Raw genomic sequence first — 13,128 nt, 5'->3', positions numbered from 1 at the left:
ATTCCTATCTTTGTATTCCTAAAAACAATAAAGAGAGGAATTACTATGCCATTAAATTTACAAAAGAATTTACCCGCTATTGAACTCCTTAAAAAGGAGCACATCTTTGTGATGGATTCCCTTCGGGCATCGGAACAGGATATTCGTCCGCTACGCGTAGTGGTGCTGAACCTGATGCCATTAAAAATAACAACGGAGACCGATCTGATCCGTCTGTTGAGTAATACGCCTTTACAGGTGGAGCTTGACTTTATGAAAATAAAAGGGCATACTCCGAAGAATACGCCGATCGAACATATGCAGGAGTTTTATAAAGACTTCGACGATATAGAGAAAGATTATTATGACGGAATGATTATCACCGGTGCACCGGTAGAGCAGATGCCGTTTGAAGATGTGAGTTACTGGGAAGAAGTGACGACGATTTTCGATTGGGCACGTACGCATGTTACCTCTACATTGTATATCTGTTGGGCGGCACAGGCAGGATTGTATCATTTCTATGGTGTGCCTAAGTATGATTTGCCGGCAAAAATGTTCGGCGTGTTCCGTCATACGCTACGGGAGCCTTCTTTACAGATATTCCGAGGATTCGATGACGAGTTTTATGTGCCTCACAGCCGTCATACGGAGATTCGCCGCGAAGATATCCGGAAGGTACCGGAGCTGACGTTGCTTTCCGAAAGCGAAGAATCAGGTGTTTATATGGCGATGTCACGCGGAGGACGTGAGTTTTATATTACCGGTCATTCGGAATATTCGCCTTATACATTGAGTGATGAATATATCCGCGATTTGAATAAGGGGCTTCCTATTTCGGTCCCTCATAACTATTATCGTAATAACGATCCTGCCCAGGGTCCGGTTGTCCGTTGGCGCGGCCATGCCAACCTGCTCTTTACGAACTGGCTGAATTATTACGTATATCAGGAAACGCCGTTCAATATCGAAGATATCAAGAATTTGGGCAGCCTGTAGGGGGCGGTTCTCGAACCGCCCCTACGGTCGCACCAATCAAATAACAACCAATAACAATATATGTCAATAAAACCTCGTCGTATCGAACTCCTGGCTCCGGCAAAGGATTTGACCTGTGGCATTGAAGCTATTAATCATGGTGCTGATGCCGTTTATATCGGTGCACCCAAATTCGGTGCGCGTGCTGCTGCCGGAAATTCGCTGGACGATATTCGTGCCCTTTGTGATTATGCACATCTGTATAATGCCAGTATCTATGTGGCATTAAACACTATACTCCGTGAAGACGAATTATCGGAAGCAGAACAGTTGATCCGGCAACTTTACCAGGCCGGAGCCGATGCTCTGATCATACAGGATATGGGGATTACCCACCTGAACCTGCCGCCTATTCCTTTGCATGCCAGTACCCAGACGGATAACCGCACGCCGGAGAAGGTCAAGTTCCTGGAGGCTGTCGGATTTACACAGGTCGTTTTGGCACGTGAATTGTCACTGAATGAGATTCGTCAGATATCCGAACAGACAACTGTTCCATTAGAAGTGTTCGTGCATGGTGCTTTATGTGTCAGTTATAGCGGTCAGTGTTATTTGAGCGCTGCACTTAGCGGTCGAAGTGCCAATAGGGGGGAATGTGCTCAATATTGCCGCTTACCCTACTCAATGGTAGATGCGAATGGAACGGAGATCGTGCATGATAAGCATTTGTTGTCTCTTAAAGATATGAACCGTTCCGATCAGCTGGAAGCATTGCTCGATGCGGGTGTTTCGTCGTTGAAGATAGAAGGGCGGTTGAAAGATGTCACCTATGTAAAGAATATAACAGCTTATTACCGGAAGAAGCTGGATGTGATTTTGGCGCGTCGTCCGGAATATTGTCGTGCATCGGCAGGAACGAGTAAGTATACCTTTGAGCCGGTGGCGGAGAAGAGTTTTAACAGGGGATTCACTCCGTTTTTCCTGCATGAACGAAGCAAAGATATTACAGCATTCAATACGCCTAAGTCGCTGGGGGAACCGGTTGGAACAGTAAAAGAACTGAAAGGAAACTCGTTTACAGTGGCTGGTCTGAAGCAGTTGAATAATGGCGATGGTCTGGTCTTTTTTAATGGTCGGGATGAGCTGGAGGGTTTCCGTGTGAACAGGGTAGAGGCCAATCGTGTTTTTCCGTTGGATATGCCGGCGATAAAGCCGAAGACACCTCTTTATCGTAATTTCGATCAGGTATTTGAAAAGCAGTTGGCAAAACCGTCTGCTGAGCGTAAGCTTTCCGTAAAGATAGAGTTTTTGGATAACTCTTTCGGCTTTACCTTAGTGATGGAAAATGAAACAGGTGCACGGGTAATGCTTACTGAACCATTTACTAAAGAATTAGCTCGCCGTGACCAAGCAGACAATATCCGTACCCAGCTTTCCAAATTAGGTAATACACCGTTCGAAGCCTCGGAGATTGTCGTACAGATGAGTGAGAACTGGTTTGTCCCTTCCTCTTTGCTGGCGGATATGCGTCGTAAAGCAGTGGAGAAGTTGCAGGTTGACCGTGCTATCCGCTACCAGCGGGAACTGGCACGTAAGGTGGAGCCGGCAAAAGAAATTCCATTCCCTGAAAAACAATTAACTTATCTGGGAAATGTGTCGAACAGCCGGGCAACTGCTTTTTACAAGGCACATGGAGTAGATAGTGTTGCCGATGCATTCGAATTGAAGCCAGAAAAGGATGTTCCATTAATGTTTACCAAACATTGCCTGCGATATAGTATGGGATGGTGTCCGACTTATCAAAAACAGAAATCTCCGTATAGGGAGCCGTACTATCTGTTATATAAAGACACCCGACTCCGCCTGCAGTTCGATTGCAAGCGGTGCCAGATGTTGGTATATTCAGAAGAGAAGTAGTAATTTTATTACTTTACAATGCTATTTTGAATATTTTGTTATCGATATAAATCAAATAATTTCCGGAAGGTATCCCTGAGAAACTATGTTCTCCCGATACAGTTTGCGTTTTATAGAGTTGTCCTCCAAATGTATAAATAAAGACTTTTGTCCGCTGGGGGGTAAGAATATGTAATGTCTTCTTATTACCCCAGACTTTTATGATTTCCTCTTTTGTCACGATATTACTTGTCGGGATATTCAATGCAATACCTGTGATCACAATAGAGACATCTTCTGTTACAGTCTGTATTTTATAATTTCCATTTTTAGTAGGAATGATCTCCTGGTTTCCGACTGTTATAATGGGGTGGGATTCATTATATGCCTCTTCCAATGTTAGATTGAATGTAAAAAAGTCTCCAGCCTCAATTGAATAAGTACCTGCAGATGGAACTGTTTTTACGCCTGCTACAGAGGGTAAAGTGACTTTATAAAAAATGGGAGTTGGTTCAGGATCAGGATTTCCGCTTGTTGAAGTTACTCTCACTTCTACTTTTATCGTTAAAGTAGTACTAACATCAGCCTTACTGTTGGTTATTAAACAGCGATACTGATACGTATTAGCCGTATTTAATGTAACCGGTAAAGTATTTGTCAGTTTGATAGTGGAAGAGGTGCTAAGTTCCGACTTAGTACGGACTAAAGGTTGCTGCGATGTTTCGGTGGTCGTTTGTATATCAGCCCAACTTGTTCCGTTCCATCTTTGCCATAAGAATATAACATTATAAATATCACTGACTTGTGCTTCAGCAGTCAATGCTGTTGAAGAGCCTTCTTTAACTTCTTTGTCAGTTTCTTCGTTAACACTCAATTGCAGATCACCGTTTTCGTCCTGTACCATTTTAATTAAGCCGGTTTCATCAATAAGGACACCTTTATTCACCACATCTGTCACTGATAGATTAGGAGTTTTAGCCTGATTCTCTGCAAATTTCAATATAGTATTTCCTTTGTTAATCAGTTTGCCTAAACTGTTATTGCCAGAGAGTTGGAGAATGACATGAGAATCTTTGTTGATAGTCGTAGTTGCCTCCTTATTTGGATCTTCGTCTGACTTTACTGTTACATTACCTAATTCAATGACTGCTGGCTTATCTTCTGTGCCTGCATCGGATATACTGATTTGCTTAACTTCTGTAATTTCTTCAGTATTTCCTATCACTGTTGTATCATTTTCTACATACAAAGTATCAGTACGAAAATAGGCTTTTAATGTGTCTGTTGCTACTACATTGTAGGTAAAGGGTTCACCTTCTTTAATATTATCCAATGCAATTTCGTTAGTATTTCTTATCTGAACAATTTTATTCAGACTGGCTCCTTTGCCGGGAGTAGCTGTCAGATTAAAAGATTTTCCATTAATTACGGTAATTGTAGTATCTGCCACAAAGGTTCGTTCTTCCGTTGCTGATTCCGATTCTGCCGATTCTTTAGATACATAATATCTACCTTTGAATTCACCATTACCTTGAACTAATAAAGTGAATTTAGCTTTGATATAAGAAGGATTATCCGTATCCTCTTTATATTCATGAACTGGGAATTTATTATTAATACCTTCGGTGATAACCCAATTGCTCCAGCTTATTCCTCCGGTTTCTACTGCTGTATTATGTGTCTCCACATTTTGGTTTAGATTTTCTAAAGAAGGAGTTGTCGTACAATCTATTTGGGACGCATCTGTTTTTTTTACAGCAATGTCATCTTTTGTTACATTCAGGTTTGCTGTTGTACTTGGAGATATATTAACTATTCCGTCTGTATGATAGCTATTTAAAACACTATTCCAATTTTCCCCGACAATTCCTCCGATGATATGGTTTTTATACCTATTATCTGGAGACAATATATTGTTTATAGGTGTAGAATTGCAAGTTACATTTCCTGTCATATAGCAATTTTGGATGGAGCCATGGTTTATGGCAACCAAACCTCCGATCCAAGCATCCAGGTTATCAGTAGTTGTACAAGATACCGTACTTTGTTGCACACCGCAATTAATAATGGTACCTGTGTTATATCTTACTAGCCCGGCTGCATATTGTGCTGTATTGGTGTAGAGAGTAGAAATACTATTAAACTGACCGCTAACTACCAGGTTTGCCAAAGTATCCGAATTATAAGACATAAAAGCTGCTTCACTTTGGTTTACTTTCAATCCACTGACACGATGCCCTTGTCCGTCAAATTTTCTACAGCTGAACTGAAATGGAATCCAGTTGTAAGCGGACATATCGAGATCGGCAGTAAGACGTATCGTATTTATTCTTTTGTATTCTTTCCCATTGCTTATACCATATTCTTCATGGTGAACTTTTGTGGCTAACCATGCCAATCCTTGGTCCGTATTTATCTCCAGGTCATACGTTGAGAAAGAGGTCGAGGCTTCATCAATTTTTATAGCTTTTACATCTGTACCTGTTACTCCGACATCGGCAGTCTTTGCTGCTTCCAGGAAATCATTGGAGGAAGGAGTCGCATCCTTGCGTTTTACCTGTCCAAAAGTTAGGAAAGAAACACCATTATTGGAATTTGTCATTTTAGGATCGATTATTTCTACATCCGGTTGGATATCTTGGTTCCAGGTGTAAAAACCACAGCCATCGACTAATAGACTTTCGGGAGTAATAGAAAGGCTAGGGGCTATATATACAGTTTGATAGCTGTAATATCCACCGCTTAGAGATACTTTTGCTTGACTACCTAAGATATGTAGATTTGCATCAATATTATTCCAGGTTGTATTCACTACAGGAAAATGAGCTTTTGATATATTTAATGTTCCTCCTTCAATACAGACCGGTGTGTAATATAAACCACCTGAAATATCTACTCTCCCTTTTTCCTGATAAATAACGGAGTAATTATTATTACCATTATTATTGTTTGTGTAGAATTTTCCATCTTTAATTTCTACATGAGCCGCATCTCCTATTATACGAAGTAAGCCTAACTCACCGCTTTTCATATAAAGTCCTCCGTCTATAATTAACGATCCGGCATTTACTTCAATGAAATAATCTGCATTGTATTCTTCGTTTACTATGTTGTTCAGGTAACAGTCTTTTAACAGAATATTTCCACCTTTCTGTTGTATGGCTGCTGTAATTTTAGTGAAATCAGAAGAATGCATGTTGAAGTTTTGTGCACATACCACTTGTTCGAATGTAACGTTACCTTCTTTTACAATTAAAGGGTAGTTAGGACTCAATCTGAGTTGCTTCATTGTCACAATACCTCCTTTGATGGTGGTTTTTTCTGCTAAAAAATCACCTTTTCTGTATGAGGATTCATTTTTAATAATACAATCTCCGATGATTGTGACATCCCCTTCAATGTACAATTCTTTAAAAGAATAGTCTTTCCTCTTATTATTAGTAATTGTTATATTCCCTCTATTGGCGGTTAGATTATTGATTGTTGCTCCGTCTTTCAGAGAAAGGGAACCGTTTTTCATTATTAGTGATGAAAGAGTTGCATTTTCTCCTACTAATGTCAATGAGCCTGAATTCAATTCTATATTTGGTAAAAAATAGCCGGTACGTTCTTCTACCTTAAAAGTAAGGTTACCCCCATTCAAACTTATATCAAAATTAGATATACGACTATTAGCATTCATCTGATGGATTATAAAAGGTCCACTTGAGGGTGTTAAATTGAGTTTCCAGGGATTTACGGAACTACCTGAACCTGGTCCTGTTACAATTTGATTTACTTCTAGTGTATTTATATCATTAGGCGATTGTATAGTGGAGTTGGGAACATAATAATTGAATATACTTTTTAGATCATCGAGATTTTCAATGTCAGAGAAGGTGTATTCTGCTTTGAAATTTACTTCTGTGCCATTATTGGTATAAGAATTATAATTTGAAGAATCTATTACTTTTTTATAAGTGATATAATCACCGTTTTTCATTCCTGATTCTATTGTACCCAAAAGTGTGTTATTTAGGTATAATTGTTTAATTTGAAATCCTCGCCGTATGGTAAAAGTAAGATATGTTTGAAGAGGAACTTCTGTGGTTTGAGTTACCTCTACCGTTGCTATCTTTTTTTCATCACTTTCATGATAATAATCATGAATATAATAAGTTGAACCAATTTCTCCTTTTGCCAGTGATGATACAAATAGGAAAAAGATAGCGAACCGACATATTGTTGTCCATTTTTGTAATAAATGTCCTTTCATAAGTTTTATATTTTTAGATTAATATTTCTCATATTCCTGCCTCAAAGCTTTATTTTAAAGCGTGATGATATCATAATTTCACTTGACCTCTCGGACAATTATTTTCATTTACTCTGTTGCCTGCCCACGCAAAAGGTCTTTGCCTTACCGCGCAAAGGGGCTTTGCGTGATAAGGCAAAGAGGACTTGCCTACTCGATGACGGGGCGGTCGTCTTCACCGCCACCGGGATTTCCTACCACGATTGTGGTGCTCACGCTACGGGGCTCTTTTAATAACTGTGCGCTTTGGCTGTATTGCGTGCAGACCGTCAAGGTATATGTATCGTCTTTTAGGTCGACCGGCAACAACAAAGTGAGTTCGGAAGGTTTGTTGATACTTACTTCGTCGTCGACCAGCTTCGTCACGTTTCCTGCGCTGTCGGTCAGGGTAACGCCGACGGCGGGATCGGAGCCGACTACTTTCAGATGCGATCCGCGTACGAAGAAATTACGTCCCGGAGTGGCTGTGCCGTCTTTCAGGCCGGTCTTGCGGTCTTCTACTTCAAGGATATACATTACATTTGCTTTGGTGCCGAGTATTTCCACCTTTGTTTTTGCAATCGATTCACGTAGCTGTTTTTCCTGGTTGAACGATACATAGATGGAGTTTTCCTCCGGGTTCCATACCCCTTTTTTAACTGTTCCGACGAATTGTACTACGGCGCGGAACAGTCCGGTGTTTACGCTGTAACCGTTCAGGACGAAGCGCATCACAATGCGCAGGAAGAGCGTAACGACGTGTACGATAGTTTCCATTTTGAGCCCGGTATCTTCCTCTTTCATCTCCTTATAGATTTGTTCGAGGCCGATGTTTCCGGCTGATTCCAGCAAAAGAATTTTGTCTGTTTTGTCGTCGGTAGTCACGGTATTGTCGGCCAACCAACCTTTCAATGTGTTTTGCATACGATTAATGTGTTGATTAATAAATGAATAATGATTCGATATCGGTAGAAATGGAGTAGAATTCAATCCTTGTTTTCTCTCTTAAGGAGGATAGGATTGGAAACGCTTTCAATCTCTGCAATTTGATAATAAACTCTTTAATAGTCATTGCTTCTTTTGTTGTAGTCTTAGTAGAACTACGGATGAATTAGGGGACGCAGATGACGCAGAAGACGCAGATTTACGCAGAAAATTAATTTAAATCTGCGTCCCCTAATCTTTTTTATAATTTATTGAATATAAAGACTTGGCTGTAATAAATTATTCATATATTTGCCAGTAATAATTAACGTAGTTCTACTAAGACTAAATCCTTTTTCTTATAAAGAATCAAGATTCTGATAATTAAAACCCTATAGATAGTTATGTTTCCTGCTACATAAATAACTATCTTTGTTTTGTCGTTATTTATTAAATTCTAATCGAAAATGAAACAACAACTATGTACCTTTTTACTCATCTTATTTACCTTAGCATCCTGTGCAGATAAACCGCTCGATCCCTCTAAACCCGTCTATGTGACAGTAAAGACAACGATGGGAGATGTAACCGTTATGTTGTATGACGATACGCCGCTGCATCGGGATAACTTTATCAAACTGTGCCAGTCCGGCGAATATGAAGGAATGTTGTTCCATCGCATTATCAAAGACTTTGTTGTGCAGGGCGGCGATCCTACAAGTAAAGCCCACGAACCCGGTATATTATATGGCGATGGCGACGGAGGTTATACCGTTCCTGCCGAGATACTCCCGAACCATTTCAATAAACGCGGTGCCTTGATCGATGCAAAGGAAAGCGATGATGTAAACCCCGAACGTGCATCTGCCGGTACTCAGTTCTGTTTTGTACAGGGTAAAGTGCTGAGTGATGTCGAGTTGGATGAGAAAGAAGCCCGAATCAATCAGATACGCCGTAACTGGTTATATTATAAATATCTCGATCAGTTAAAGAAAGACGATCCGGTATTGGCTGTCGATTCGATGGAGACTGAGTTGACGAACCGTGCCCTGATCATGGTGGAAGATACCCTGGCTGAACTCGGTCCGTATGTTATTCCGGCAGAACACCGCGAAGTATATAAGACTGTAGGGGGTATTCCCCATTTGGACAGTTCGGTTACTATCTTTGGTGAAGTGGTCGACGGTTTTGATGTCGTGGAGAAAATGTCGTTGGTAAGAACTGATAAAAACGACCGTCCCGTACGTGATGTCATGATCAAATCGACTAAAGTGTTTCAGAAATAGAAAGGGCTTTTCCTAAACAAGATACCTACCCGGTGTTGTTCTATAAACAAGTAATCAATCATACATATAGTCATGAAGAAAATTGTTATTATAGGCGCAACCGGTTACGTCGGTTCTGCTATTTTGAAAGAGGCGTTAGGAAGAGGGCATCAGGTAAAAGCCATTGTTAGAAATCCATCCAAATTGACATTGATTCATCCGAATCTGAAAGTGGTAGGAGGGAATGTGACCGATACTGATTTTCTGTCGCGTGAACTGGCTAAGTCGGATGCTGTGATCAGTGCATTCAATCCGGGATGGGAGAATCCGAAGATATACGATGAAACATTGGAGGGGTACGGTTCTATTATTTGTGCTGTACGCAATGCCGGTGTGCATCGTTATTTAATGGTCGGTGGAGCAGGTAGTCTGCTGGTGGCTCCGGGGCGTTTGTTAATGAATGAACCTGATGTGCCGGAGAAACTGCTTCCTGGTATCCGGAGCCTGGCGAAAGTTTATACTGATTTGTTGCTGCCGGAAAAATCGTTCGACTGGGTGTTTCTGAGTCCGGCTGCCAATATGTTTCCCGGTCAGCGTACAGGGAAATTCCGTTTGGGAAAAGACGAATTGGTGGTAGATGAGAAAGGCGACAGTAATATTTCCGTAGAAGATTTTGCTGTCGCTATGATCGACGAGTTGGAACAGGAAAAGCACCATCAGGAACGTTTTACGTTAGGATATTAAGAGAACATCATATAAAAGAAGAACGTTATGACAAATATTAGAAACATTGTATTTGATTTGGGAGGTGTTTTGATAGAACTGGACCATGAGTGTGCAGTGCGCCGCTTTGAAGAGATCGGTGTGGAGGATGCCAGGCAATTGCTCGATCCCTATGAACAGAAAGGATTCTTTTTGGAAGTGGAAAACGGAACGATCACTGCCGACGGGTTTTGCCGGAAACTATGTGAATATACCGGAAAAGATCTTTCATACGAAGCTATCAGACATGCCTGGCTTGGATTCATCGTCGATACTCCCCAATATAAACTGGACTATCTGCTGAATCTCCGCGAAAAATACAATGTGTATCTTTTGAGTAACACCAATCCGATTATCCAGGAAGGTTGGGCAAGAACTAGCGAGTTTACTCCTGTCGGTCGCCCGATCGGTGTCTATTTCGACAAGATGTACACCTCTTATGAGGTGGGTGTCACTAAACCGGATGCGAAGATTTTCGAATATATGATCCGCGACAGCGGTCTGAATCCGGCAGAAACACTTTTTGTGGATGACGGAAAGAGTAATATTGAGATCGCTCGCCAACTGGGTTTCGTTACTTATCAGCCGAAGAATGGCGAAGATTGGCGGGAAGTAATAAACAAATTCCTGTCTGAATAATTTATATGGTTTAACTGATATTAGGAATCTATCAGTTAAACCATTTTGTGATAATCTTGTAGAGGGTAGTGATCTCTATCGGCTTTGCGATATGTTCGTTCACGCCTGCTTTCAGGCTTAACTGTACATCTTCAGCAAAAGCATTGGCGGACATGGCTACGATCGGTAATATTTTTATATCTTCCCGGTCAAGCAGACGGATCGCCCTCGTTGCTTCGAGTCCGTTCATTACCGGCATCTGGATATCCATTATGATTAGATCGTAGTATCCTTCTGTAGAGCTGGATACGCAATTTACCGCTTCTTTTCCGTTGCAGGCTGTTTCAACTTCTGCGCCGGTTTCCCGTAGCAGTTCGTAGGCGATTTCCCGGTTTAGGTCATTGTCTTCCACTACCAATATGCGTTTACCGACGAAGGTGGTGAGGGCTTTTGGGGCAACGCTGTTCAATTTGTCTTCCTTCTTGTCAGTAGCAAATCTTTTCATCAGGTGGAATAGTTTGGATTTCATGATAGGTTTACTGATGAAACCATTGGCTCCGGCTTTCAGGGCTTCACTTTCATAACCTGAATAGTCGTAAGCCGAAATGATTATGATAGGGATATCCGGACCCGCATATTCCCGTATTTTGTGTGTTGTCTCGATACCGTTCATGTTGGGCATCATCAGGTCTATGATAATAGCAAAATACTTGTTCCCGTCAAATATCTTCTGTACAGCTTCCTGTCCGGAAAGAACCCATTCCGGTTTCATTCCTAGTCCCTGTAAGTTTTCACAGGCTATTTCGCAGGAGATATCATCGTCATCTACAACCAATACCGGTAAATTTGCCAGTATATCCTTATCATATTCATCCATATCTCCCAATTTGACATGGAATGTCATAGAGAATCTGGAACCTTTGCCGTGTTCGCTTTCCACCAGGATGTCGCCGTTCATCATCTGGGCAATATGACGACTGATGGCCATGCCGAGGCCGGTACCCTGGATATTCCGGATAGCAGCATCGTCCGAGCGTTCGAATGGTTCGAACACCTTGGATAAAAACTCGGGCTTCATACCGATTCCATTATCTGCAACTGTTATTTCAAACAGGCCATAACCGTTATAAACAGAGGCTTTTTCTCTGATGGTTACGTCTATCCGCCCTTTTTCAGGTGTATATTTCACAGCATTAGTCAGTATATTCATTAATGCCTGCTGTATGCGTTGTACGTCTCCGATCAGATATTCGTGTTTTACCTGGATAACGCGTATGTGTAAATCCTGCTTTTTCATTTCGACGGATGATTGTACCATCGCAAATAAACTTTCCAGAAGTTCTTCGAGCTTAAATGCCTCTTCCGTCAGCATGATATGTCCGCTTTCCAGTTTTGACATATCCAGTACTTCGTTGATGAGGTTCAGCAGGAGCTTGGAAGAAATAGTTATCTTCTTCAGGCAATCGGCTATACGTATCTGATCATCTATATGCAGACTGGCTATTGCTGTCATGCCTACAATAGCATTTAAAGGGGTACGAACGTCATGGCTCATTCGTGACAGGAAATCGGATTTGGCACGGTTGGCAACTGTCGCACTTTGCAGGGCTTCCTGCAGTAGTTGTTTCTGTCTTCTTTCTTCCCTGATTTCCGTTATATCAGTTCGGGTCAGTAACCAGATGTTCTTTTCTTTGTCGAAATAACTGAATCGTATTTTCTTATCCCGGTTCACACCATTTTCTATCATAGTGTTGTATAGAATATATTCCCCGTGTTGTTCCAGTATCGGACCGACATGGGCAATCATCATATTCTTCGTCATTTCTTCACATAATTCCGGTGACATATATTGCCGGTTGTATTCGGTGACCACTGCCTCATAATCGCTGCTGGCGATTGGAGGGGGACTATCGCTTTCCGAACCGGAGGCGTACATAACATAGCTGTTTTTTGAAGCTTCTATATAAATCACATAGTCGTATTCTGATTGTACGGCTTTTTCTATGATTTGAGATTTTCTAAAATTGTTGACGTTACGACTGGATAAAATGATCTTGTCAGGTATGCCATTCTCATTGACGATTATGTCGATGAAGGCTTCATGCCATTCAAAACCGAAATGTGTATTGAAGAAACGTATATCGAATTTCTTGTGCATGCATCCTTCCGCTATCATGCTATGAAATGTATCGAACGAGATTACTTCGTCCCATAGACTATAATCCGGTGGATAGACATCTTTTTTGCGGGTATCGCAGAGGTTTTTGTAGTCGTGTTTCGTATTATCCAGTTCCGGGTTTATGCTGTCCTTAAAGACTTCGACACTTTCGTTTTGGGGATAAATAGTCCAAACGATATCCATAAGATACTGGTAGTTGGCTAACGATTCATTTGATTTAAGTTTCTTTTCCATATAACTATATCTATCCGCTT

The 13,128-nt window shown here is 41.2% G+C and carries 8 protein-coding genes; 5 read left to right on the top strand and 3 right to left on the bottom strand.

All coding sequences use genetic code 11. The annotated features are described in order from the left end of the window. Positions 1-45 precede the first annotated feature (45 nt). Both metA and P3L47_RS22005 read left to right on the top strand, forming a co-directional pair. Entirely contained in the window at positions 46-978 is a 933-nt protein-coding gene (gene metA, locus P3L47_RS22010; RefSeq protein ID WP_122363572.1) for a homoserine O-acetyltransferase MetA, read from the top strand. Between the two features lie 60 nt (positions 979-1,038). Continuing rightward, positions 1,039-2,874 (top strand): peptidase U32 family protein, encoded by a 1,836-nt coding sequence (locus P3L47_RS22005; protein ID WP_277782136.1) that lies wholly within the window; start codon positions 1,039-1,041, stop codon positions 2,872-2,874. A 13-nt stretch (positions 2,875-2,887) separates the two neighbouring features. Here the strand turns inward: P3L47_RS22005 and P3L47_RS22000 are convergent, their stop codons facing one another. Beyond that, on the bottom strand, positions 2,888-7,108 hold the full coding sequence (locus P3L47_RS22000; RefSeq protein WP_277782135.1) for a hypothetical protein: 4,221 nt from the start codon (positions 7,106-7,108) through the stop codon (positions 2,888-2,890). A gap of 189 nt (positions 7,109-7,297) precedes the next feature. Then, positions 7,298-8,050, bottom strand: coding sequence for a DNA-binding domain-containing protein (locus P3L47_RS21995; protein WP_277782134.1), 753 nt, complete (start codon positions 8,048-8,050; stop codon positions 7,298-7,300). Positions 8,051-8,517: 467 nt separating this feature from the next. Between P3L47_RS21995 and P3L47_RS21990 the strand changes: the two genes are divergently transcribed. From P3L47_RS21990 to P3L47_RS21980, 3 genes are all read left to right on the top strand, one after another. Beyond that, complete coding sequence (locus tag P3L47_RS21990; protein WP_277782133.1) at positions 8,518-9,336, top strand: peptidylprolyl isomerase; 819 nt, start codon at positions 8,518-8,520, stop codon at positions 9,334-9,336. A gap of 72 nt (positions 9,337-9,408) precedes the next feature. Beyond that, on the top strand, positions 9,409-10,059 hold the full coding sequence (locus P3L47_RS21985; RefSeq protein ID WP_277782132.1) for an NAD(P)-dependent oxidoreductase: 651 nt from the start codon (positions 9,409-9,411) through the stop codon (positions 10,057-10,059). Positions 10,060-10,086: 27 nt separating this feature from the next. After that, on the top strand, positions 10,087-10,716 hold the full coding sequence (locus tag P3L47_RS21980; RefSeq protein ID WP_277782131.1) for an HAD family hydrolase: 630 nt from the start codon (positions 10,087-10,089) through the stop codon (positions 10,714-10,716). A 31-nt stretch (positions 10,717-10,747) separates the two neighbouring features. On the opposite strand, the gene P3L47_RS21975 is transcribed toward P3L47_RS21980, so the two are convergent. Continuing rightward, positions 10,748-13,108, bottom strand: coding sequence for a hybrid sensor histidine kinase/response regulator (locus P3L47_RS21975; RefSeq protein WP_277782130.1), 2,361 nt, complete (start codon positions 13,106-13,108; stop codon positions 10,748-10,750). Positions 13,109-13,128: the final 20 nt, after the last annotated feature.

Source organism: Parabacteroides chongii, from assembly GCF_029581355.1.
Lineage (GTDB): Bacteria > Bacteroidota > Bacteroidia > Bacteroidales > Tannerellaceae > Parabacteroides > Parabacteroides chongii.
Note: the sequence above shows the minus strand (reverse complement) of the source record. Positions and strands in the feature narration are given on the sequence as shown.

Excerpts from the sequence above, each read along its gene's own strand:
- P3L47_RS21980 (WP_277782131.1), top strand. The coding sequence starts at position 10,087 with ATGACAAATATTAGAAACATTGTATTTGATTTGGGAGGTGTTTTGATA.
- P3L47_RS21985 (WP_277782132.1), top strand. The coding sequence starts at position 9,409 with ATGAAGAAAATTGTTATTATAGGCGCAACCGGTTACGTCGGTTCTGCT.
- metA (WP_122363572.1), top strand. The coding sequence starts at position 46 with ATGCCATTAAATTTACAAAAGAATTTACCCGCTATTGAACTCCTTAAA.
- P3L47_RS21995 (WP_277782134.1), bottom strand. The coding sequence starts at position 8,050 with ATGCAAAACACATTGAAAGGTTGGTTGGCCGACAATACCGTGACTACC.
- P3L47_RS21975 (WP_277782130.1), bottom strand. The coding sequence starts at position 13,108 with ATGGAAAAGAAACTTAAATCAAATGAATCGTTAGCCAACTACCAGTAT.
- P3L47_RS22000 (WP_277782135.1), bottom strand. The coding sequence starts at position 7,108 with ATGAAAGGACATTTATTACAAAAATGGACAACAATATGTCGGTTCGCT.
- P3L47_RS22005 (WP_277782136.1), top strand. The coding sequence starts at position 1,039 with ATGTCAATAAAACCTCGTCGTATCGAACTCCTGGCTCCGGCAAAGGAT.
- P3L47_RS21990 (WP_277782133.1), top strand. The coding sequence starts at position 8,518 with ATGAAACAACAACTATGTACCTTTTTACTCATCTTATTTACCTTAGCA.